Raw genomic sequence first — 23,743 nt, forward strand, 5'->3', positions numbered from 1 at the left:
TGACCCGCGCCTGCGACCCGCACCTCCGGCTGCACGGCACAGACCTCTTCCGCCCGTGCGTGATTGCCGATCGCCTCTCTCCGGCTGTGCCGGCGCTGCTCTTGCCGGAAGAGGCTCGGCACCGGCCCGCCGCCGCGCAACAGCGTTCGTCAATCGAAAAAGGCGTCGTCCTCGTCGATTCCCAGTTCGAACGCCCGTTCCTCCATTGCATCGGGATCGTCGCAATCGTAGCGGGGCATTTCGGCCGGCCGCACGAAACGGTCCGTCCTGCCGACGCCCAGCCGTCCGTCGTCGTAGACCTTCGACAGGAAATCGCCGACGATCGGCAGCGCCACCACGCTGCCCTCGCCGCGCGAGAGCAGGTGCACCGACTGATCTTCGCCTCCGACCCACGATCCCATCACCAGCTTCGGAGCGACCGCCACGAACCATGCGTCGCGGTTCTTGTTCGATGTACCCGTCTTGCCGCCGATCTCCACGCCGTCGAGTTTGTAGCCCCACTTCAGCCGGCCGGCCGTGCCGCCGCTCACGACCCCTTCGAGCATGGTGAGCATGGTGTAGGCCGTCTGTTCGCTGATGGCGTCCTGCGACTGCGGAATGAAGGTCGCCAGCACGTTGCCCTGCCGGTCCTCGATGCGTGTAACGAAGATCGGTTCGTTGTACACGCCTTCGTTGGCGAAGGTCGAGAAGGCGCTGACCAGCTCGAAGACATTCGACTCCGACGAACCCACGCACAACGCCGGTACGGGGTCGATGAAACTGCGGATACCCATGTTGTGAATGAAGTCGGCGACCGCTGCCGGCTGCTTGGCCTGCTTCATGATCCACGCCGAGTAGTTGTTGCGGCTTCGGGCAAGGCCCCAGCTCAGCGGATGCAGCGCTCCGTCGTACTCCACACGGCCCGCCTCCTTGGGCGACCATGCCGTGCCGTTGGCCGTCTCGATCGTAACGGGCAGATTCGGCACGAGCGTACAGGGCGTCATGCCCAGATGATCGATGGCGAAGGTGTAGACGAAGGGTTTGATCGTCGAGCCGATCTGCCGCTTGCCCTGCTTGGCCATGTCGTACTTGAAATAGCGGAAGTTGGGACCGCCGACATAGGCTTTCACATGGCCCGAACGGGGATCCATCGCCACGAACGCCGCACGCATGATCCGCTTGTGGTGGAGGATCGAGTCGCGCGGGGTCATCACCGTATCGCGGTCGCCCCGGTAGGTGAAGACCTTCATCGCTACGGGCCGGTCGAACGAAGCCTCGATCTCCGCACGGCTCGCGCCCGCCTTCTTCATCTCGCGATAGCGGTCCGACCCGACGATCGCACGCCGCACGATCTTCTCGCGTTCGGCCTTGTCCGTGTCGAGGAACAGCACCTTCGTGCGGCGGTACTGCGCATCCATCGCCGGCTGGATCACCTTCTCCAGCTGCCGCTGCACGGCCTGTTCGGCGTAGGTCTGCATGCGCGAGTCGATCGTGGTGTAGATCTTCAGACCGTCGCGGTAGATGTTGTAGGGCGTGCCGTCGGCCTTGCGGTTCTTGCGGCACCAGCCGTAGAGCGGATTCTCCTCGTAGAGCCGCACGGCCTCTTCGTAGTCCCACTCGGTGTAGAACTGATTGCGGCGGGGCTTCTCGGCATTCATCACGAGCCGCAGCATCTCGCGGAAGTAGGTGGCCGTACCCTCGTTGTGCGACACGGGTTTGTAGTTCAGCACGATCGGCAGTGCGCCGATCGAATCCCGCTCGTGTTCCGTCAGAGCCCCTGCGGCCTCCATGCGCGCCAGCACCAGATTGCGGCGCGCCAGCGCATTGTCGGGATTCCGCACGGGCGAATAGCGCGTCGGAGCGTTCACCACGCCGACCAGCACCGCGGCCTCCTGCACGTTCAGTTCGTGCGGCTCCTTGTTGAAAAAGGTGTGGGCCGCCGACCTGATGCCGTAGGCGTTCGACCCGTACTCCACCGTATTGAGGTACATGGCCGCGATCTCCTCCTTCGTGTAGTTGTATTCGAGCTTGAGGGCCGTGATCCACTCCTTGAACTTCGAGAGCACGAGTTTCATCGTGCGGCCGTTCCGGCCGCGGCTCACCGTATCGCGCGGAAAGAGGTTCTTGGCGAGCTGCTGCGTGATGGTCGAGCCGCCGCCCTGCGATGAGTTGCGCAGCGCGATGGTCTTCACTCCCACCCGCACGAGCGACGGGATGTCGACCCCCGCATGGCTGCGGAACCGCACGTCCTCCGTGGCGATGAGCGCCGCGACGATGGGCGGCACCTCGTGGCCGCCGAGCCGGATGCGGAGCGTCGAATCCTCGGGGAAGAGCTCTTCGTACTGCACATAGGAGCGGTTCTGCACGAAGAAGGTGCCGATCACCTTGCCGTCTGCGGAGTAGATCTCCGTCGCAAGGTTGCTTTTCGGGTTCTCCAGCTCTTCGAACGACGGCAGGCGACCGAACAGGCCGCAGGCCGTGAGCAGCAGCATCGCCAGCAGCAACGCGCAGGGCGTCATCGCAGCGATCCACAGCCATTTGACGGTTCGTGAGGATATTCGCGTTTTTTTCTCAGATGTCATAAACCGGAATTTGGTACAAAATTACGAAATAATCGGGACCTGCGTCTCATTCTCCGCAAAAATCGCCCCGTCAGAACGGAAGTCCGAATCCGGCGCCGACCCACACGCCTCCGTTGCTGGGTTTGTAGACCGAGAGTTTCACGCTCGCGGTCGCCGATGCAGGCTGCCGGAACACATTCACGTCGAAGACCACGTCGCCTCCGTAGGACCACAGGCGCCGCCATCGTTCGCGGCCTCCGCCGAAATAGCGGAACTGTGCGAAGTCGCCGCCCAGATTCAGGCGTATGCGCTTGAAATAGAGCACCGAGGAGATTCCCCCTTCGGGATAGCACAGCGGGAACTGATAATCGACCGACAGAGCCGTGTAGTCGTCGCTGCGGATGTCCGCAGCATCCACGCCGCGCGGCAAAAGCCGCGTGGACCGGTAGCTGAGGAAGGTCTCCCCCGAAGGAAGTCTGTACCCGCCGATCGAGGTCTGATAGGCCGCCGCGACCGAGAGGGAGTTGTGGGCGAAGAATCCCGGAGTGTAGACCCGTCCGTAAAGCGAGATGAGGTCGCTGAAGTGTTCGTCCGCCGGATTGAACGCATAGTTGGCGCTCAGCGTATAGCTCCACGGCGACACGAAGTCGCGGTGCGCGGCCTGCACGGCATCCGACCAGCCGACGCCGAACGTCAGCTTGTGCAGTCCTTTGCGGAACCCGATGTTCTCGATGTTCGTGATGGCGCCGGTCTCCTTGTCGAAGCGCAGTTCGCCGACCTTCGCCACCATGCCGTTCGAAAAGTTCCAGCCCGCCGAGACCGAGAGCCGGCGTGTGTGGTAGCCCCGCTGGAAGTAGAGCGGCAGCGTCGCGGCAGCTCCCACGGAGTAGTAGCGGTCGGGGCTGGGGCGTTTCTGATATACGTCCGCGCCGGTCTCCGGATCGGTCTGCATCAACGAATAGAACACTTGATTTCCGCCGTAGGCGCCGTCGACGTCGAGTTGTACGCCCAGCCCGAAATAGCGGAGCGCAGCCCGCACGAGCGAACCTTCGCTGCGGTTCCAGCCATAGGAGACGAACCCCTCGGCATTCGAAAGCAGGTTCTGCGAGACGAGCGTTACGCCCACGTTGAGATTCACATTGTGCTCGTCGACCAGTTCGAACGGATCGAATGCCAGCGGCATCCAGCTGTGGAATTTCACGAGCGTCGGGATCTTGCGGTAGCGACGCGCACGGTGTTTCGCATACTGCGCCGCGGAATCTGCTGCCGTGAAGCGCACCGTATCGAGGTTCACCACCTTCCACCGCCGGCGCGGCGGATTCACCACGTTGCGGGGCAGACGTGCGAAAGCCACCGTATCGGGACCGGCCTGCGCCGTCTGCACGGCCACACGGTAGCCGCGGCGGGTGTAATTCGTCAGCAGCGTCGCTCCGCTGCCGTCCGGCGCCGGCGAGAAAGAGCCGTAGGCCGAAGTCGTGAGGCGTCGCTCTTCGCCGGTCGACAGATCGAGACAGTGGGCCTCGTCGCGCCCCGTGGCGATCGACCCGAAGTAGAGCTTCCCGCCGCCGGCCCTCAGATCGCTCAGGGTTACGTAAGCCCCGGGACGCAGCGGACGAATCCCCGTCTGCTCCACCCGGCCGGGCCACATGCCCGAGTCGTCGGTGATGAGCACATAGAGCGCATCGGTCGTGTCGTCCCACGCCAGTCCGTGAATCTCGGAGCGGGGCGGAGCGGGCGTTCGGCGCTCGCAGCCTTTGGCGTCCGTGCGGACCACCGCGAAACTGCCGTCGGGCCGGTATTCGACCCAAGCGAGCAGCGAATCCCGCACCACGGCGGGATAGAGCGCGTTGCGTCTGCCTGCAACGGTCCGCGGACGTCCGTCGGCGAGGTCCATATAGCAGAGCTGCGAATTTACGCGCTGCTCGAACAGCAGCGAACGACGGTACTCCGTCCACCAGACGCGGCCTCCGCCCACCGCAGGCCGGGTCGAGACCGACCCCGTGCAGGCGATCCGCTCCTCGGCGCCCGTGCGGCGGTCGATGCGCACGAAACGGGTCGCCCGGTCGAAGTCCGTTTTCAGCGCCAGCACCGCCGTATCGCCCAGCGGCAGAGGCCAGCGGTAGGTCGTATAATTGCGCTCCGGCAGCGGAGTGAGCGGTGCGGCCGAATCCTCTTGCGGCGGAAGCGATGCCCACCAAGACGCCAGATCGGAGAACGTAGCGCGGAACAGGTCGTCCACGCTCGTGCCGTAGAACTTTTTGAGCGCCACGGGATTCGTAAAGAACAGATAGGGGTTGCGGACGCTGAACCGCGCCACCTTGTCCCAGATGTTCTCGCCGTAGCGCGTGTAGGCATAGGAACAGATCTGATAGCCCAGCTGGTAGTGGTCGGGCACCATGTCGCGGTAGGAGCCGCAAAACCACTTGTCGATATTGCCTCCCGCGGCCGCGAGGTCGCCCATGGCGCGGTATTCGAGCGTGAAACGGGGCTGGAGGCCGCGTCCGAAGGAGGACATCTCGGTCTCGGACATCACGGCATCCCCCTCCATCGCCCAAATGGGCATGAAGAGCAGTCCGATGGTCGAACCCTGCTGCCCCAGAAGCCAGCTCGCCGCCTTGATCACGCCGCGGTTGAGGTTGTTGTACTGCACGGCGTGGCGGTACTCGTGGGCCACGAGTTGCTTGAGCCACGGCATCGAATAGCCGTCCACCGCCGGCGAGGTGAGGAACTCCACCCGCTTGGGGAGCCACATCACCAATCCGTTCGAGCGGAAATTCTCGGGGTGCATGACGAACGGGATGGGCATCGGTCCGTGGCGGAACCCGTAGCCGATCGACGGCTTCACCGCCTCGATGTAGAAGAGCGTCCGCCGCGCGGCGTCGCGCACCGTATCGGGGTAGATGACCCGCACGTCGGGCGTACGCACCGTCTCCCAGCGCAGCGACGCCGCGTCGGAGCCCCATGTGTAATACTGCGCCGCCGCATGCTGCGCGAAGCAGAGCGCGACCAATGCGGCGAGGATATGGGCCAGCCGCCTCAACTGCCCGCCTTTTTGGTCCGGACATATCCGGCTTCGAGCAGAAGACCGACCACGCGGTCGCGGTGGTCGCCCTGCACGATGATCTCGCCCTGCTTCACGGCGCCGCCCACGCCGCACCGGGTTTTCAGCAGACGCCCCAGCTCCTGCAAGTCGGCCTCCGCGCCGACGAAGCCGCGCACGAGCGTCGCCGTCTTGCCCGCCCGCTGCCGGCGGTCGAGCCACACGCGCAACTCCTGCCGTGCGGGCGGCAGCGTATCGGCCTCGGGGGGCCGCCGGTCGGTCTCGTATTCGAAATCGGGATTCGTCGAATAGACCATTCCCAGTCTCGCTTTCCAGTCGTTCGTCATCGTCTATTATTGTCCGAATTGTTGGATTAAAACGCCGTTTCGGGCATTTCGTATTGTGCAAAAATAATAAATAATTATCTTTGTTCGCATATGGCACGCACAATCGTAGAAAAACTGCGGAACATCGGCTTCGCGCACGACGGAGAGGAATCCGGCGGGCTGCCCCGTCCGCTGCCTGTCGACCCTTCGCAGCGGCTCGTGCGGGTCTTCGTCGAGGGATATGAGGACGTCGCCTTCTGGCGCGGCATCTTCGACCACTTCCGCAATCCCTATCTGCATTTCGAGATTTCGGTGCCCAACCGCCCCGACCTGCCCAAAGGCAAGAAGGTTTTGCTGAGCATGATCCCCGAGTCGTCGGAGGAGCTGCTTCTGTGCGTCGACTCGGACTTCGACTACCTCTTCGGCGACCGCACCGAGCAGTCGCGCGAGGTGGGCTCCGCCCGCTACATGTTCCACACCTACGCCTACGCCACCGAAAACTACCTTTGCTACGCCCCTTCGCTGCACAACGTCTGCGTCAAGGCCACCAAGAACGACACTCGCATCTTCGACTTCGTGGCCTTCATGGCCGACTATTCGCGGGCGATCTACCCCATGTTTCTGTGGTACGTCTACTCGGCTTTCCGTTCCGCCGAGACGGTCTTCACGCTGGCCGACTTCAAGGCCACGGTCCGCATCGGCTATCTCGACATCGCCGGCAACGGCGCCAATACGATCGCATGGCTCCGGCGCAACGTCTCGAAACGCGACGCGGCGCTCCGCGCCAAACACCCCGACATGGTCGAACCGATGCACCGGTTCGAGCGGCAGCTCCGCGACCGCGGCGTTACGCCCGAAACCACCTACCTCTACATGCACGGCCACACGCTGATGGACTGCGTGGTGATGATCGCGCTGAGCGCCGTGTGCGAAAAGCTCAAGCAGATGTCGATCGCCAAGATCAACGCCTCGAAAAAGGAGGGCGTGGCACTCAGGAACGAACTGGCCAACTACACCAATTCGCTGCGCTCGATCCGCGACGTACTGCTCGACAACGAGAACTACACCTCCTGTCCGCTCTACAAACGTCTGCGGCGCGATCTGGACAAATACCTCGTCCGCACGATCCTCGCCATGAAGAAAAAGGGCGACATTCCCGACGATTCGGTGCTCGCCATCGCCCGCAAGCTGCGGGCGCAGGAGGGGCAATGACCCTTCGCCCGTGAGGCGGCGTGCCGGGATCGCGGTCCCGGTATGCCCGTGCGGCCCGTCCCCGGCGCCTGTTTCTCCGAAGCGCATCGACCCCTCCGCCCGAGCACCTTCCGCCCAGACCCACCGGCCGCGAACGTCCCGCCCGCCTCCGGCGGCCCGCCGCCGCACACCGGCAACCGAGGTGGGCTCCCCATAATCGGGTATTTTCACCGCAAGGATTGACAGACCGGATTTTTGCCCTATCTTTGCGTCCGATATGGCACATCCGCTACGGAAAACAGGCTACTCCGGCCTTCTGCTCCTGATTCTGCTCGCAACGATCATCGGGCACAAAGTCCATATCTATACCGAAAACCCGCTGCACTTCGCAGCCCTGTGCGGCGACCTCGTGCCGGACAACGGCGCCCAGAGCCAAGTCGTCGAAAAGTGCATCGTCGACGATTACGATTTCTTCCCCTGTCTGCGCACCGAGACCTCCGTGCTCGAAGTACGTCTCACGCCGCTCGGCACCCGTGCTCCGCTTCCGACCTGCGCCAAGCTCGCCGTAAGCCTCCCGCACCGATCGCTGCGTGCTCCGCCCGCGGCCGTCTGACGATACGCCTCTTTCCCATTCCTCCGTTTTTTTCCGAATCCCTCCGTCCGGCGGCGCTTTCCCGTGCGTCCCTGTCGGAACCAATCCGTTTTCGAACCCATGAAACGCATCATAACGACCGCACTTTTCGTGTGTCTCGCCTGCGTCGCGCAGGCGGACGACGCCCCCAAACGCCCCACGGACGCCAATCTTTTCGGCCATGTCGTCGACCGCGGGACCGGCGAACACCTCGCCTTTGCGACCGTTACGGTCAACGGCACCGCCCACGGCATCGCGACCGACGCCTCGGGACACTATTTTCTCAACAATCTGCCCGAAGGCGAATACGTCGTCGAAGCCCGCCAGATCGGTTATTCGCCCCAACAAAAAAAGATCGTCCTCCGCCGAGGCGAAACGCAGGAGCTCAACTTCGAAATCGCCGAGAGCGGCATTTCGATGGACGACGTGGTGGTCTCGGCCAGCCGCAGCGCCTCGCTGCGCCGCGAAGCTCCGGCGCTGGTCAGCGTCCTCGGAACCGACCTGTTCGAGAAGACCAATTCGGTCTGTCTGGCTCAGGGATTGAGTTTCCAGCCCGGCGTCCGCACCGAGGACGACTGCCAGAACTGCGGCTTCACGCAGGTCCGCATCAACGGGCTCGACGGCCATTACTCCCAGATACTCATCGACTCCCACCCCGTCTTCTCGGCCCTCACGGGCGTCTACGGGCTCGAACAGATTCCGGCCAGCATGATCGAGCGGGTCGAGGTGCTGCGCGGAGGCGGTTCCGCTCTTTTCGGGTCGTCGGCCATCGGCGGCACGATCAACATCATCACGCGCGATCCGCTCCACAATACGGCACAGGTCGCCCACACGCTCATGTCGCTGGGCGGCAGCAGCTCCTACGACAACAACACCTCGCTCAACGCCTCGCTCGTGAGCGACAACGGCAAGGCGGGCCTCTGCGTCTACGGTCAGCGCCGCCACCGCTCGGACTACGACCGCGACGGCGACGGATTCACCGAACTGCCCGTGCTGAATTCGCAGGCCGTGGGGGCACGCACGTTCCTCCGCACGGGCGCCTACTCGCGCCTGACGGCCCAATATCACCACATCGGCGAATTCCGCCGCGGCGGCGACCGGCTCGACCGGCCGGCGCACGAAGCGCTCCTCGCCGAGCAGACCGACCACTCGATCGACGGCGGCAGCCTCGCGTTCGACGTTTCGTCGGCCGATCTGCGCAACCGCTTCAACCTCTACGCCTCCTTTCAGAACACCGCACGCAAAAGCTACTACGGCAGCCACGAAGATTCCAAGGCATACGGCACCACGCACGACATCACGGTGGCTTCGGGTGCGCAATACGTCCGCACGTTCGGCCGCCTCGGCTTCATGCCTGCGGAGCTGACGCTCGGTGCCGAATACTCCTACGACGGACTGGAGGACGAGTCGCTCGGCTACGGCATCCGCACCGACCAGAACGTTCACATCTTCAGCGCCTACCTTCAGAACGAGTGGAAAACCGGGCGCTGGTCGCTGCTCCTCGGAGGCCGCGTGGACAAACACAACCTCGTGGCGCATGCGATCTTCAGTCCCCGCGTCAACGTGCGGTTCAACCCGACCGAGGACGTCAACCTGCGCGTGAGTTACGCGGGCGGATTCCGCGCTCCGCAGGCTTTCGACGAGGACATGCACATCTCGATCGCGGGCGGCGAACGGGTCCGCATCCGGCTGGCGGACGATCTGAGGGAGGAGCGCTCGAACAGTTTCAGCGCCTCGGCCGATCTCTACCACCGTTTCGGCGGTGTGCAGGCGAATCTGCTCGTCGAAGGATTCTACACGATGCTCGACGACGTATTCTCCCTGCGCGCACTGCCGGACAAGGACGAAAGCGGCAATACCGTGAAGGAGCGCTACAACGGCTCGGGCGCCACCGTGCAGGGGCTCAATTTCGAGGGCAAGGCCGCCTTCACGCGCTGGTTTTCGCTGCAAGCGGGCTTCACCCTCCAGCAAAGCCGCTATGCGGAGTCCGAGCAGTGGAGCGAGGATCCCGAGGTGCCTCCCGTGCGCCGCATGTTCCGCGCTCCCGACACCTACGGCTACTTCACCGCCTCGTTCGGTCCGCTTCGCAACTTCACCGCCGACCTCACGGGCACCTACACGGGCCGGATGCTCGTGCAGCACATGGCCGGATCGGGAACGGCGACGGACACGGCCGTCGAAACCCCTTCGTTCTGGGACGTGAACCTCAAGCTCTCCTACGACATACGCCTCCACGACCGGATCACGCTGCAACTGAACGGCGGCGTGCAGAATCTTTTCGATGCCTACCAACGCGATTTCGACCGCGGCGCCGACCGCGACTCGGGCTACATCTACGGACCTTCGCTGCCGCGCAGCTGGTTCGCCGGCGCCAAGCTGAGCTTCTGATTTTCCGGAGCAGCGTTTCGACCGCCGGATGGGAACACCGCCTTTCGGGAGGGGCGAAGCTTCCGCCTTCCCAGCCGAAACGGCACTTCTGCCGGTCCGCGCCCCCGCGACCTTCTGCGGGTTCGCCGGCCGCCTCGGGCTGCGCGGCCGGCGGCACCTGCCGGACGGGGCGGCATCGCCCCCGCCGGCATGTCTTGCGGGTTCGCCGACAAACGCACGCAGCACCGGGACTCCGTGCGGGTCGCCGCTCCGGCGTCTTGTCCGACTGCGCTTTCTCCAACTGTTTTCGGAAGAGGGGCGGAGGACCGGATCGCCGGGATGTCTGCACGTGGAGTCGTAAAACGGAATGGGTCAAAATCGGGGGGCCGGTGAAAAATCGGAATGCTCCGAATAAACGCATACGCATGGTATGTTTCGGGTACGTATTCACAGCCAAACGAAACGCCCCCCCCCTCCCTCGGTAGGGCCGATCTGAAGCTGAAAAAGCGGATCTAAAATCGGAATTAGAAACGTTGCGACGAGAAAACAATATTCTGAAAAATGGATGTTCCCTGCGGATGCAGGTGATGCCGGTTGTGCCGCAGCATACGGATAAGCCCCGTGGACGTCATAGCCTTACATGGACACAGGACAAACTTCGCACACACGTTTTTGAGGCTTCGTGAGCTTTTCCCGCATCTTGAATTTTGTTATTACGCATATCATGAATACGTATAAAATGCTTCGATGGGGTAATGCGTCCTCTCCGAATCCAGTGAAAACGACCGAAAACAAGGGGTTTCCGCCCCATATCCCCGTGCGAATGCCGCCGCAATCGGTCGTTGCGAAGGAGGTGCCGCTCTGAACGATCGTGGCCGGAGTGCCGGTGCGGCCGATCCGGCGTAGGCTGCGAACCTGCGGTCGCAGCGAAGCTGCACGATCCGTGGCAGCAGGAGTGCCCCGAAAAGAAGCTCCGGCGCCACCCGACTGCATGGTACATGGCGGACACCGGCGCCTTGCTGCTGCGGAGCGCGAGACATGAGGATCGGTACGGCAGGGTGCGGCACCGGCCGGAGGACGCCTTTTTCCACCGGTTCGATTGCCGGAACGTATTGCCGGCCGCGGTCGCCGGCTCTCGCCGCTTCCGGTTCGTGCCGCGACCCCTGTACCGATCCGGTTCGTGCGGAGGCCGTTCGCCGGGTGCAGGCTATGCGTCGCTCTTTTCCGGTGCGGAGGGGTGCGCGGATTTCTCCGGTGCGGCGGCCGGGCGTGCCTGCGGGGCCGGACGTCCGCATCGGACGAATCCCAGAATGGCCTGCGCCGTCTCTTCAGGCTGTTCGAGGAAACCCATGTGCCCCGAATGGTCGAGCCACGCGACCTGCGCCTCGGGATGATCCGCGACCATCGCTTCGGCTTTGTCGCGCGGGATGTAGTCGTCCGCGCATCCGAGGATGAAGAGCACGGGCACCTGCGAGGCGCGGAGCACGTCGTTGCGGTCTTTGCGTTCGCGCATTCCGTTGAGCAGAGCCACGATGCCGTCGTCTTCGGTCAGGAAGACCTGTTCGGCGAGGTCGGCGATCTCGTCCTTCATGCGGGCCCGGTTTTCGGCGGCGAAGCCTGCGGCGGGGGCCGCATGCGCCAGCGTCTCTTTGCGCCCCGCACGGACCAGTGCGATTTCGCGCAGGCGGTTTGCCTGTTTTTCGGGCGTGTCGGGATTCGGAGTGGAGCTCAGCAGAACCAGACCGTCGAGCATCTCGGGATGACGCTCGCAGAAGGCGAGGGCCACGTAGCCGCCCATCGAGTGCCCCACGAGCGTGCAGCGGCCTATGCCGAGGGCCGCGAGCGCATCGGCCACCACGTCCGCGAGCCACTCCATCGTGTGCGTTTGGCCGCGAACGACCGAGATGCCGTGCCCCGGCAGGTCGAGCGTAACGACGCGCACCTCTTTGTAGAGCAGAGGTACGAAACTTTCCCAGACGAGCAGCGATTCGAGATAGCCGTGCAGCAGCACGACGCAACGCTCGCCCCGCTCCGAGTCGCAGATATGCAGGGCGGTGTCGCCCGCCATGATGAATTTTTCGGTCATAAGCACTTAGCGGTTTTCCTCGTCGTCGAAGTAGTCGAACGCCGATTCGGGGCGGGGACGAAGGATCGCTTCGTCCTCCGGATCATCCTCGAACTTGTTGTAGAGCATGTGGCGCTCCTTGCCGCTTTTGTGCATCGGTTCGAGGCGTTTGGCCTTGCGCAGTTCGTCCGCGCGATCCTGATTGCGGAACCCCTTTTGTGTTTTCATGTGAAGAGTGGAAAGTGGATATAAGAAGTTGGTTGATTAGAGATTGTCGGTGTCGATCGTACCGCTGAAGACGCGGCGCGCCTCTCCCGAGAGACGTATGTTGCGGAAGAAGGGGTTTTCGGCCGCACGGTCGAAAGCGACCGAGAGCCGTCCGCCCGGCATCTCGACGTCGAAACGCCGCACGCCGGGCTGGAATGCGTGATGGACGACCAGCGCGGCGGCCGTAGCACCCGTACCGCAGGCCAGCGTCTCGGCCTCCACGCCCCGTTCGTAGGTGCGTACGCGGAGCCGGCCTTCGCCCGCGATCTGCACGAAATCGACGTTCGTGCCCTCGGGGAAGCGGGCCGTATCGCGGCGGATCGCATGTCCGCGGACCGCGACATCGGTGCGTGCGATGTCGTCCGTGAGTTCCACATAATGCGGGACGCCCGTGTTGAGGAACCACCAGCCGTCGCCTGCCTCGATGCGCTTCACGTCGGTCATGCCGAGTTCCACGGTCCCTCGAAAACGGTCGGCCGAGCAGATGCGCGCGGTATGAGGGCCGTCGAGCGAGTCGAAACGCAGGGTATCGCCTCCGATGCCTGCATGACGGGCGAAGAGCGCGAAGCAGCGGCCTCCGTTGCCGCACATTTCGCCTGCGGAGCCGTCGGCATTGTAGTAGCGCATCGAGCAGTCCGCAGCGGCGCTCCGTCCGAGGGTCATCAGACCGTCGGCGCCGATGCCGAAATGACGGTCGCACAATTTGGCAATCAAATTGCTGTCCGGTTCGGTGGCGGCGTCGCGCGCGTCGATGAGGATGAAATCGTTGCCGGCGCCTTCGTATTTTGCAAACGGTGTCTGCAAGTCGTAAAGAGGTTATATCCATGCAAAAATAATAAAACTTCTAAAAGTTTTACTACTTTTGTGCAGATTTGTGAAAAATGTCGATTCCTATGAAAAGTGTGCTGTTCAAGCATCGTTCCATTCGTAAATTCCGCCCCGCACCCATACCCGAAGAGACCTTGCGGGAGCTGCTCGAAGCGGCGACACGTGCGTCGACCTGCGGCAACATGCAGCTCTATTCGCTCGTCGTAACCCGCGACGAGGCGCTGCGCCGCAAACTGGCCCCCTGTCATTTCAATCAGGCGATGGTCGTCGAAGCCCCGTGCGTCATCACGGTCTGTGCCGACGTGCACCGTTTCTCGATGTGGTGCCGGCAGCGCGATGCCGATCCGGCCTACGATAATTTCGCGTGGTTTCTGAACGCTGCGACCGACGCCCTGCTGGCCGCGCAGAATCTCTGCGTCGAGGCCGAGATGCACGGACTGGGCATCTGCTATCTCGGAACCACGATCTATACGGCCAAGGAGATTTGCAGCGTGCTCGAACTGCCCAAGGGGGTCGTTCCGCTGACGACCGTCGTTGCGGGCTATCCCGACGAGGAGCCGGGGCTGACGGACCGACTGCCGCTCGAAGCGGTGGTCCACTACGAGAAATATACCGATTACACCGCCGCCGAGATCGACGAACTGTGGGCCGAGCGCGAAGAGTCGGCGTCCACGAAACAGCTGCTCGAAGAGAACGGCCTGCCGAATCTGGCGCAGATATTCACGCGCAACCGCTACCGCAGAGAGGACAGCCTCGCCATTTCGAAGTCTTATTTCGCATTGTTGCAGGAGCAGGGCTTTTTCAATAACTGATCGTGATGCGTGCGGGAGTCGGGAGGGTCGTGCTGATAGCGGCGGTGTGCATCGGATGCGCATCGTGCAGCGTTACGCGCAAGATTCCCGACGGACAGTACCTCGTGCAGAAGGTGCGGATCGAAGACGACAAGTCGACGCCCCGCAAGGAGCGGATCCGCGCGGCCGAGCTGGAACGCTATGTCCGTCAGTCGCCGAACAAACGTTTTCTGGGGCTCAATGTCGGAGTGTGGCTCTACGAACAGGCCAACCCCGACAAGCACAACTGGTGGAACAACTGGAAACGCCGGATCGGACAGGAGCCCGTCCTGCTGGACATGGACCTCACGGAGCGTTCGGCCAAGAATCTGAAGGTCTACATGGATTCGCGGGGCTTCCTCTCTTCGGAGGCGACCTACGAGGTCGATACCACCTCGCGGCGCAAGAGGGCGTCGATCACCTACCGGACGCGGCAGCTGCTTCCCTATCGCATCGACAGCATCTCCTACGACTTCCGCGACAAGTTCCTCGAACAGATCATCCTGCCCGACACGGCGCATACGCTGATCCGCCGGGGCGATATTTTCGACATCACGCGACTCAACGAAGAGCGCGAACGCATCGCGTCGTACCTCAAGGACCGCGGTTATTACAATTTCTCGGTCAACAACATCGAATACATCGCCGATACGCTCGCCGGCGATCATCTGGTCGATCTGAAGGTCGTCGTGAAGCAGTATCTGACGGGTTACGACGCGCGGGGCGAAGCCGTGATGGACAACCACACCGTCTACCGCATCGACCGGATCAACGTCTTTCCCAACTACGATCCGGCTGCGGCCCGCAGCGATCCGCATTTCAGAGATCGGCTCGATACGCTCTATTATCGCGGTCTGAACATCGTCTACGAAGGGAAGCCCAACCTGCGCCCGTCCGTGCTGCGTCAGGCCGTGCCGCTCTACCCGAACTACGTCTACAACGCCGATCAGGTAACGCGCACCTATACCGACCTCATGTCGCTCGGTTATTTCCGGAGCACGAAAGTGGCTTTCGTCGAACAGCCGCGCGACGTGGATATAACCAACATCGTTACCTATGTGGGCGAATCGGCCGATTCGACCCAGACGCGCTATACGCAGGAGGGCTACCTGCAATGCGACATACTCTGTACGCCCGCTCTCAAACAGAGCTTCAAGGTCGAACTGGAGGGATCCACCACGTCGAGTTTCTACGGCCTCTCGGCAACCGTAGGCTATCAGAACCGCAATATATTCCGCGGCGCCGAGTCGTTCGACATCGCCTTTACCGGCGGATACGAATTCATGAAGACGCCCGATGCCCGCAAGCGCAACGCCACGGAGTTCGGCGTAACGACCGGATTGTCGTTCCCGCGTTTTCTGATGCCGTTCCGCACGCGGCGCTACCGCTCGGTGAACCAGCCCAAGACGAAGCTCGAATTCTCGATCAACTTTCAGGACCGTCCCTTCTACCGCCGCACGCTGTCGAGCCTCGGACTCACCTATATGTGGTCCAATGCCCGTTACTCCTCCTTTTCGCTGCGTCCCGTGGATATAAACGTGGTGGACATGGGGTATCTGGACGACGCTTTTCTGGAGGGAACGCAGAACGAGTATCTGAAGGAGAGTTTCAAGACCTCGTTCATCGCGGGTCTCAACTTCGGATACGTCTTCAACAACCAGCTCAAGCACATCGGCGGCAATGCCACGCTCGTCCGCTTCAATCTGGAGACGGCGGGCAATCTGATCGACGGACTGGAACATCTCTTTTCGAAGCCGGTGCAGGGCCAGAGCTACTACCACATCTTCGGCATCCGCTATTCGCAGTACGTGCGTTCGGACCTGAGTCTGAGCCGCAAGATCATGCTCGGCGAAAAGGTGGCCCTCGCAGGCCGCATCTATGCCGGCGTGGCGTGGCCCTACGGCAACAGCGACGCCATGCCTTTCGACCGTCTCTTCTATGCGGGCGGCGGCAACGGCATGCGCGGATGGGCTCCCCGCACGCTGGGCCCGGGAACGACGCCGCGCAAGACCGACACGGAATACCCCATGCAGCTCGGCGACCTGAAGCTGGAGGCCAATCTCGAACTGCGCTTCCCGATCTGGGGCATCCTCCACGGAGCCACCTTCTTCGATGCGGGCAATGTGTGGTATATGAATAGCAAACGGTACGATGCGGATGCGATCTTCCATTTCCGCGATTTCTACAAGGAGTTGGGATTCAACACGGGTTTCGGTCTGCGGTTCGACATCAAATTCGTCGTGCTGCGGCTCGATTGGGGCGTGCAGCTCTACAATCCGGGCGAGCCTGTCGGAGAGCGCTGGATCCATAATTTCAAGTGGCGGAACATGGCGCTCAACTTCGGGGTCGGCTATCCTTTCTGACGGCCGGCGGTTCGCAGGCGAGGCCGGCGCTCCTTTCTCTCCCTCTGCTTTTGGTCCGGTGTCTCCCCCGAAAGAATTTTTCCGGCCTTCGGGTGCCGCAAGGCGCCGGCGTCTTGGCGAGAACTCGAATGAATTTTGTCCGCCTTGCCGGTCCTCCGGACATCGCAATGCGAAGAGTGCGGAGCAAGAATCCGGCCCATACGAGCGTCGAAACGGGTGCGGGGCGTTTGCGGCGCGAAACGTCCCGGGCTGTTCGTGCTGCGTTCGTCGTCGGACGGGCGTCGTGCAGGTACGCATTCGCTTGTGCATGCCTTGCCCGCGAACCTGCGCTGCCGTCCTTTTCGGCTTATCGTGCATCCGGGGCCGCATCTCTTTTCCTTGCGAATGACTTTGCCTGCACGCGGGTTTCTCTCTGCTTGTAGGGCAAGGGTGCAGAAACACGCTTGCGGGCACCGTCCCGTCGCACTTTACCGGCAGCGAAAGGACAAAAAGCATTTGCGGTTCGTACCCGGCATACCGGCGGAGGCGGCAACGAGCCGCGGCCGCCGCATTGGGGGCGGCGGACTGCCGACGGAACCGGCGATTGCGCGGCTTTGCCGGATTCCGGCAAAGCCCTCTTCGCGCACGCTGCGGGCGGGGTTCACGACTGTTTGTACTGCGAGGGCGAAAGTCCCGTGTTGCGTTTGAAATAGCTGCCGAAAAACGACTGGTTCGGGAAGTTGAGGTGATAGGCGATCTCCTGAATGCTCATGTTCGAATATTTGAGCAGGGTTTTGGCCTCCAGAATGACGTATTCGTCGATCCACTCCGATACGGACTTGTTGCTGATGCGTTTGATGAGTGTGGTGAGGTACTTCGGCGTGATGCACATCCGGCGGGCATAGTAGGCCACCGACCGTTCCGTTTTGAAGGATTCGCTCAGCAGTTGCATGAATTGCCGGAAGTAGGTCTCGGCCCGATTGCGCCGCGGTTGTTCCTGAGGCGGGCACTGCTCGATCCGACGGGTGAGGATGTCGCCGATTTTGTAGATCGTCGCCGAAATGAGCCCGCTGATGATTTCGGTGGTGAAATGCGTGCCCGAAGCGACCTGCATTTCGGTTTCGATCTGGAGGATCAGATGGTGCAGTGCGCTACGGTTCGCTTCCGATAGCGGGAAGCACTGCTGGTCGCCGAAAACCATCAGCACCGGCAATAGATACTGGGGATTGATATGTATCTGCCGCATGAAGTCGGGCGAAATGGCCAGCACGTCGCAGCGGAAGTCGTGTTCCGAATATACTTGCAGGATATTCTGCGGCGTGCTGACGAACATGGAGCCTTCCGTGAGGGTGTATTCCCTGAGGTTCGAGAGGATGCGGCTTTCTCCGGCGGTGCAGATTCCGATGGTGATGGCCCCGATTCTGCACGGGAATTGGAAGGCTTCCATTTTCGAATCGGTTTTGGCGATCAGAAAATTCCGGAAAAGCGGACCGGATACGGGAGTCCCTTGTCTATCGCCCATATCCGCGAGGACAGGAATGGTGAAACAGGGAATTTCCGGCGTTTTATCGTGTTTGGTCATAGCAGTCTGTTTGCAAAATTCGGATATGCAAATATAACGCGCCTTATGCTCTGAAAAGTTTATCCGGAGGAAATATTGAACAATTTGCAGGAAATTCCGCGGTGTCGTCCGCGGATGAAAATAGAAACGCAGGCCGGGAAGCCTGCGTTTTCTGCCGTATCCGGAGTACGGATCAGTTGACGGCCGAAGTCTCTGCGCCGTTGCCCGCGGTGTTGGCGGCTTCGGCCAGTGCTTTGGCAGCCGCGACCGGATCGATGCCCAGCGAAGTCTGCACCTCGGCGAGAATGTCCGTAACCGCAGCTTCGTCGAGATAGGGTTGCTGCCCCGTTTGGAAAATGACGGTGTAGCCGCCGGCCTTCGCGATCTGGTCGACGGCATTCTGTGCTTTCTGATAGATCGGCGTGTAGAGACGGGTCTGCTCCTTCTGCTGGTCCTGCTGCGCCATCTGGATGAATTCGTCGCGTCGGCTCGCCAGTTCGTTGAGCTCCTTCTCCTTCATCTGACGCACGGCGTCCGTCATCGTAGCCTGATTCTTGGTGAATTCCTGATATTTCGTATTGAATTCGACCTCCATCGTTTGATAGGTATCCGACAGATTCTTCGTGAATTCCTCCATTTTGAGCTGCATGTCCTTGGTTTCGGGCATGGAATAGATTAGGGCCTGCATGTCGATGCGGCCGAATTTCTGCGCGAAGAGCGACGTGGCGCCCATCATCATCGCAATCGCGAGGGTCAGTTTGACTGCTTTTTTCATAAGATGGTTTTTAGTTTGTCGATTTTTAAGAGTTTCCGTTATTTGAGGGCCTCGATCACCTGCTGCGTGTGGTCCAGTTTCGGACTATTGTAGAGCAGCGAGGCATTGCCCGACGAATCGAGCACCAGATCGTAGCCGTGTTGTTCGGCGTAGGTCTCGATGGCGTCGAACACCTTTTTCTGGATCGGCTGGATCAGTTCGATGCGCTTTTTCATCAGCGTGCCGTCGGCTCCGAAGATGCTCTGCTGGTATTCGGTCGCCTCCTTCTCTTTTTGCAGGATCGTCTCTTCGCGCGACTGACGGGCGGCGGCGGAGAGCGAGGCTTTCTGGGCCATGTAGGTGTTGTAGAGGTTTTCCACCTCGGCGAACCGTTTGTCCACGTCGGCCTGATAGGCTTCGCCCAGTTTGTCGAGCGTGTCGAGGGCCGAGGTGTACTCCGCGAGCGACTTGAAGACCTTTTCGCTGTCGATGATTATGCAGTTCTGTGCCGATGCCGCACCTGCCGCGAGGAGGACGAAGAGTGCGGATAAAAAGATCTTTTTCATAATCCTGTGTTTTTTTATCGGTTAAAAATAACTATTATTTTTCAATTTTGCTGCCATACCGTTCGGTTTCGGACTGCGGATGCGGAATTTCGGGCCCGGACGGGTTGTCAGAACTGTTGTCCGATGACGAAACTGAACTTGCTGCCGAAGGGTTTGCTCGTGTCTCCCTGATTGGGGTGGTCGAAACCGTACCCCCAGTCGATGCCCAGCATGCCGACTACGGGCAGGTAGAGGCGTACGCCGAGACCGGCCGAGCGTTTGATCTTGAAGGGCGAGAAGGTTTTCCACGAGGTGAAGCCGTTGCCGCCTTCGAGGAAGCCCAGCACGTAGATCGTGGACGAGGGTTTCAGAATCACCGGATAACGCAGTTCGAGCGTGTATTTGTTGTAGGCGCACGAGTATTCGGACGTGGGGTCGAGCGCGCCGTCTTCGTAGCCGCGCATGCCGATGATGTCGATGCCGTAGATGTTGTATCCCGACATGCCGTCGCCGCCAACCTCGAAGCGCTGGAAAGGCGAGACCTTATGCCGGTTGTAGTTGCCGAGGTAACCCATTTCGGCTTTGGCCATCAACACGAGGTTCGAGTTGCGGCTCAATGCCTGATACCACTGCACCTTGAACTGCCACTTGTGGAATTCGATCCATTTGTAGCGTTCGCTGTCGCTCATCGACCGGTCGCTGTAATCCTTGCCGTCGAAGAGCGAGTAGGGGGGCGTGAGCTGCACCGAGGCGCTGAAATCCGAGCCGCGGCGGGGATAGAGCGGCTGGTCGACCGAGCTGCGCCCGAAGACGAACTTCAGCGAGAGCAGGTTTGCCGAACCGTTTTTCATCACGAAGTAGTCCCAGTCCTTGAGCGAGTAGCGTTCGTAGCTCAGTTCGGTGTAGAGCGTGAAGTTGGGGTCGGGCCAGCTCAGACGCTTGCCCAGACCGGCGGCGACGCCGTAGGTGCGGAAATACTGCGTACTCTTCTGCCAGAGGTAGTAGGCGTCGTTCTGTTCGGAGAAGTGGGCCTGCAACGTGAACGAATTGGGCTTGCGGCCGCCGAGCCACGGATCGGTGAAACTCAGGGCGAAAGCCTTGTAATAGGTTCCGTTGGTCTGGGCCGAGATCGAAAGCCGCTGGTTCTGTCCCATCGGATAGGGGCGCCATGCCCCCTTCTTGAAGAGGTTTTTGACCGAAAGATTGTTCAGCGTGATGCCGACCGAACCCACGAAGGTGCCCGAGCCCCAGCCGCCGGCGATGTTGAACTGATCGGAGGCGGTCTCTTCGAGCGGGAACCCGATGTCCACCAGATCGTTCGACATGGGGACCGGGAGGATTTCCGGCATCAGCGATTCGGCGTTGAAGTGTCCCATCGAGTTGAGCATGCGCAGCGTTTGCATCAGCAGGGCGCGGTTGTAGAGTTCGCCCGGCCGCGTGTAGAGTTCGCGGCGGATGACTTCGTCGTCCACACGGTTATTGCCCGAGATGTTGACTTCGTTGATGGTGAAGGGTTTGCCCTCGAAAACTTTGATTTCGAGGTCGATCGAGTCAGGGCCTACGATGATCTCCGACGGGTCGATCTGCGACATGAGATAGCCTTCGTTCTGGTAGAGCGACGAGACGGACATGCCTTCGGGGTCGATCTCGCGGCCGATGCCGAGCCGTTTGTGCATGGACTTCTTGTCGTAGGTGTCGCCCTTCGCGAATCCGAACATGCGTTGCAACTCTTCGGTCGGATAGACCGAGTTGCCGACCCACGTGATGTCGCGGATGTAGAATTTGTTGCCTTCGGAAAGTTCGATGGCGATGCCGAGCCGCTTGTCGTCGATCTTGTAGATCGAGTCGCGCAGGATCGAAGCGTTGCGGTAGCCTTTCGAATTGTAGAAGTCGATCAGCAGCTCCTTGTCGTCCTCGTAGTCGGTCTCGTTGAGTTTGGTGTTGCGGAAGAAGTTGAGGCTCTTCTGGTGGGTCTTCTTGAAGGTCCGCCGCAGCCGTTTGTCCGTGAAGCTTTCGTTTCCCGAGAAGTCGATGCGGCCGATCTTGACCTTGTTCTTGCGATCCACGACGAACGTTACGTTCACGACGTTGGGACGCAGGCTGTCGTTTTCGATGCGCACGTCCACCTCGGTGTTCCGGAATCCTTTTTCCGCCCAGTAGGCTTGGATCAGACGCTTGTTCTTGTCGATCACGTAGTCCGACAGTTCCGTGCCGCGGCGCAGCTTGAGCTTTTCGGCCAGATCTTTCTGCTTGCCCTTCGTGATGCCTTCGAATTTCCATTCGTACACGCGGGGCCGCTCCTTGAGGAAAAGCTCCAGATCGACCGAATCGCCTTCGATCGTGGCGCCCATCTTCACGTCGGAGAACAGACGGCGGTCCCACAGACGCGAGATGGCCTGCGGAATGAAATCGCTCGGCAGGAAGATCGAGTCGCCCGGAATGAGACCGGCCGAAGCCGCGATGCTCTCCTGATTGAGGTACTGCACGCCGCGGACGTTTACCCGGCGCAGGATATAGCGTTTCTGAGGGCCGTCCAGCATCGGGGCGTCATCGGGGAAAGGGGGCGTTTCCGTCGCCGTGCTGTCCGCGGCGGAGAGCGCCGGTGCGGATGCCGCCGCTCCCGTTCGGTTGCCGGCTGTCAGGGCATGCAGGCAGCCCGATCCCAGCAGCACGGCCGCTGCGGTCAGAAGTATCTTACCGAAGTGGTTCATCTGTTCTGTTTCTGTCTTCATTTTGCTTTACCAGTCCGAAGCGGCGGTCGCGGCGCGCATACTCCGCGAGCGCTTCGGCGAAGGTCGCCTCCGTGAAATCGGGCCACAGCACCTCGGGGAACCAGAGCTCCGCATAGGAAGCCTGCCAGAGCAGAAAGTTGCTCAGACGTTGTTCGCCGCTGGTGCGGATCACCAGATCCGGATCGGGAATGCCGGCCGTCCAGAGCGCGTCGGAGACCGTGGCTTCGCCGATCGCGTCGGGCGAGAGGCGTCCGGCGGCCGCTTCGCGGGCCAGCCGGCGCACGGCATCCGTGAGCTCGGCCCGCGACGAGTAGTCGAGCGCCAGCACGAGCGTGAGACGCTCGCCTGCGCGGGTCTGCGCTTCGAGCCGTTCGAGACTTTCGCGTACCTCCTCCGAAAAACGGCTCCGGTCGCCGATCACCCGCACGCGCACCCCTTCGCGCAGTAGCTCGGACATTTCGCTGGCCACGCAGCGGCAGAAGAGTTCCATGAGGGCGCCGACCTCTTCGCGGGGACGGCCCCAGTTCTCGGTCGAGAAGGCGTAGAGCGTCAGGTAGCGCACCCCGTGCCGCACGGCTGCGCGCAGCGAAGCCCTCACGGGTTCGACGCCGTGCGCATGACCTTCGCAGCGTTCCAGACCGCGCAGCTCTGCCCAGCGGCCGTTCCCGTCCATGATGATCGCGACGTGTTGCGGTGTACGGTTTCGTTCACTCATAATTATAGGGTGCAAATATAGGGAAATAAATTCAATCGGCAGCGTTCGGGAAGAGCTGGAACGTATTTCATGGCCGCGGGGGCTCCGGGGTGTGCCGTCATTGGTCGTATTCTGTTCATTAGCTGCGGATGTCGATGCCCCACATCATTTTATTCCTTAACGTGTCGTAAAACGATATATTGTGCGGTACGGCCAAATAAATCCGGCGGTCGGAGCGGCGCACCGTGAACGAGGCGCCGTCCCGCACGGGATAGAGCCGGTTGTCGAGCGTTACGAATCCGTCGGCCTGCCGCGAGTGGACGTGCAGGGAGATTTCGGCCGTGTCGGGAACCACCACGGGGCGCATGGTGAGGTTGTGGGGGGCCAGCGGCGAGATCACCAGACAGTTGCACTGCGGAGCCACCACGGGCCCTCCGGCGCTGAGCGAGTAGGCCGTGGAGCCGGTGGGGGTGCAGACCAGCACGCCGTCGCCGTGGTAGGTGGCGACCATCTGTCCGTCGACGTAGGTCTCGACCGAGATCATTCCCGCACCGTGGCGCTGAATGGTGAACTCGTTGAGGGCCAGCGGCGAGTCGGGCGTCCGGTCGAAATCGCCGCCGACTTCGATCTGTGTCCGGGCTTCGGTCCGGATGCGGCCTGCGGCGATGTCGTCGAACAGTTGGCCGATGCCGGCCGTCGGAACGGTCGTGAGGAAGCCCAGATGCCCCGAGTTGATCCCCACGATCGGGACCGGCGCTCCGTGCAGGCGGTGAGCCCCTTCGAGCAGCGTCCCGTCTCCGCCGTAGCTCACCATGAGGGCTTCGGTGCCGTGGACGCAGGCTTCGGCGCCGTAGATGCGTTCGGGCGGGATCGTGCGTCCGGCGAGCGCCGCGGCCTCGGCGGCGAACTCTTCGTTGACGGCGCAGGTGAAGCCGTGGCGCTCGGCGGCGTCGAAAATCCGCCGGATATCTCCGGCGCTGGGGCTTCGGCGAGGCAGTGAAAAAAGTAGGATGTTCATCGGCGGAGTTTC

General features: G+C 61.6%; 17 protein-coding genes. 5 read left to right on the forward strand and 12 right to left on the reverse strand.

Features of this window, described 5'->3' with window-relative positions; all coding sequences use genetic code 11:
• Nucleotides 1–149 precede the first annotated feature (149 nt).
• The 3 genes from BN3659_RS07670 to BN3659_RS07680 all read right to left on the reverse strand — a co-directional run bounded on the left by BN3659_RS07670 (nucleotide 150) and on the right by BN3659_RS07680 (nucleotide 5,927).
• Nucleotides 150–2,561 (reverse strand): transglycosylase domain-containing protein, encoded by a 2,412-nt coding sequence (locus BN3659_RS07670; protein WP_091535907.1) that lies wholly within the window; start codon nucleotides 2,559–2,561, stop codon nucleotides 150–152.
• A 70-nt stretch (nucleotides 2,562–2,631) separates the two neighbouring features.
• Nucleotides 2,632–5,580, reverse strand: a complete 2,949-nt coding sequence (locus BN3659_RS07675) for a hypothetical protein (RefSeq protein WP_091535908.1) — start codon at nucleotides 5,578–5,580, stop codon at nucleotides 2,632–2,634.
• Nucleotides 5,577–5,927 carry a translation initiation factor gene (locus tag BN3659_RS07680; protein ID WP_171847734.1) on the reverse strand — a complete coding sequence of 117 codons (351 nt, stop codon included), beginning with the start codon at nucleotides 5,925–5,927 and terminating at the stop codon, nucleotides 5,577–5,579. The genes BN3659_RS07675 and BN3659_RS07680 overlap by 4 nt, the downstream gene beginning before the upstream one ends.
• Nucleotides 5,928–6,017: 90 nt before the next feature.
• Here BN3659_RS07680 and BN3659_RS07685 point away from each other — a divergent pair, with 90 nt between their 5' ends.
• The 3 genes from BN3659_RS07685 (at nucleotide 6,018) to BN3659_RS07695 (ending at nucleotide 10,116) form a co-directional block, all read left to right on the forward strand.
• Nucleotides 6,018–7,118, forward strand: coding sequence for a DUF4435 domain-containing protein (locus BN3659_RS07685; protein ID WP_091535911.1), 1,101 nt, complete (start codon nucleotides 6,018–6,020; stop codon nucleotides 7,116–7,118).
• Nucleotides 7,119–7,374: 256 nt separating this feature from the next.
• Nucleotides 7,375–7,710, forward strand: coding sequence for a hypothetical protein (locus BN3659_RS07690; RefSeq protein WP_091535913.1), 336 nt, complete (start codon nucleotides 7,375–7,377; stop codon nucleotides 7,708–7,710).
• A 99-nt stretch (nucleotides 7,711–7,809) separates the two neighbouring features.
• Nucleotides 7,810–10,116 (forward strand): TonB-dependent receptor, encoded by a 2,307-nt coding sequence (locus tag BN3659_RS07695; RefSeq protein WP_091535914.1) that lies wholly within the window; start codon nucleotides 7,810–7,812, stop codon nucleotides 10,114–10,116.
• Between the two features lie 1,186 nt (nucleotides 10,117–11,302).
• On the opposite strand, the gene BN3659_RS07700 is transcribed toward BN3659_RS07695, so the two are convergent.
• Genes BN3659_RS07700 through dapF form a run of 3 tightly spaced genes read right to left on the reverse strand, consistent with a single transcriptional unit; the run spans nucleotide 11,303 to nucleotide 13,231 of the window.
• Complete coding sequence (locus BN3659_RS07700) at nucleotides 11,303–12,181, reverse strand: alpha/beta fold hydrolase (RefSeq protein ID WP_091535917.1); 879 nt, start codon at nucleotides 12,179–12,181, stop codon at nucleotides 11,303–11,305.
• Between the two features lie 6 nt (nucleotides 12,182–12,187).
• Nucleotides 12,188–12,388: a hypothetical protein gene (locus BN3659_RS07705; protein ID WP_091535920.1), complete on the reverse strand. Its 201-nt coding sequence runs from the start codon at nucleotides 12,386–12,388 to the stop codon at nucleotides 12,188–12,190.
• A 36-nt stretch (nucleotides 12,389–12,424) separates the two neighbouring features.
• Nucleotides 12,425–13,231: a diaminopimelate epimerase gene (gene dapF, locus BN3659_RS07710; RefSeq protein ID WP_091535922.1), complete on the reverse strand. Its 807-nt coding sequence runs from the start codon at nucleotides 13,229–13,231 to the stop codon at nucleotides 12,425–12,427.
• Nucleotides 13,232–13,320: 89 nt separating this feature from the next.
• Between dapF and BN3659_RS07715 the strand changes: the two genes are divergently transcribed.
• Both BN3659_RS07715 and tamL read left to right on the forward strand, forming a co-directional pair.
• On the forward strand, nucleotides 13,321–14,067 hold the full coding sequence (locus tag BN3659_RS07715; RefSeq protein ID WP_091535925.1) for a nitroreductase family protein: 747 nt from the start codon (nucleotides 13,321–13,323) through the stop codon (nucleotides 14,065–14,067).
• 5 nt (nucleotides 14,068–14,072) lie between these two features.
• Entirely contained in the window at nucleotides 14,073–16,448 is a 2,376-nt protein-coding gene (gene tamL, locus BN3659_RS07720) for a translocation and assembly module lipoprotein TamL (protein WP_091536090.1), read from the forward strand.
• 640 nt (nucleotides 16,449–17,088) lie between these two features.
• Here tamL and BN3659_RS07725 read toward each other — a convergent pair.
• The 6 genes from BN3659_RS07725 to BN3659_RS07750 all read right to left on the reverse strand — a co-directional run bounded on the left by BN3659_RS07725 (nucleotide 17,089) and on the right by BN3659_RS07750 (nucleotide 23,731).
• Nucleotides 17,089–17,874, reverse strand: a complete 786-nt coding sequence (locus tag BN3659_RS07725) for a helix-turn-helix domain-containing protein (protein WP_224757829.1) — start codon at nucleotides 17,872–17,874, stop codon at nucleotides 17,089–17,091.
• A gap of 307 nt (nucleotides 17,875–18,181) precedes the next feature.
• The gene (locus BN3659_RS07730) at nucleotides 18,182–18,763 is read right to left on the reverse strand and encodes an OmpH/Skp family outer membrane protein (RefSeq protein WP_091535929.1); all 582 of its coding nucleotides are present in this window, start codon (nucleotides 18,761–18,763) and stop codon (nucleotides 18,182–18,184) included.
• Between the two features lie 38 nt (nucleotides 18,764–18,801).
• Nucleotides 18,802–19,308, reverse strand: coding sequence for an OmpH/Skp family outer membrane protein (locus BN3659_RS07735; RefSeq protein ID WP_091535931.1), 507 nt, complete (start codon nucleotides 19,306–19,308; stop codon nucleotides 18,802–18,804).
• A 107-nt stretch (nucleotides 19,309–19,415) separates the two neighbouring features.
• Nucleotides 19,416–21,827: an outer membrane protein assembly factor BamA gene (bamA, locus tag BN3659_RS07740; protein WP_224757833.1), complete on the reverse strand. Its 2,412-nt coding sequence runs from the start codon at nucleotides 21,825–21,827 to the stop codon at nucleotides 19,416–19,418.
• Nucleotides 21,828–21,981: 154 nt separating this feature from the next.
• Nucleotides 21,982–22,734, reverse strand: a complete 753-nt coding sequence (uppS, locus tag BN3659_RS07745; RefSeq protein WP_091535934.1) for a polyprenyl diphosphate synthase — start codon at nucleotides 22,732–22,734, stop codon at nucleotides 21,982–21,984.
• Nucleotides 22,735–22,852: 118 nt separating this feature from the next.
• Nucleotides 22,853–23,731 (reverse strand): NAD(+)/NADH kinase, encoded by an 879-nt coding sequence (locus BN3659_RS07750; protein WP_091535937.1) that lies wholly within the window; start codon nucleotides 23,729–23,731, stop codon nucleotides 22,853–22,855.
• Nucleotides 23,732–23,743: the final 12 nt, after the last annotated feature.

The organism is Alistipes sp. CHKCI003, assembly GCF_900021155.1.
Classification (GTDB): Bacteria; Bacteroidota; Bacteroidia; order Bacteroidales; family Rikenellaceae; genus Alistipes; species Alistipes excrementavium.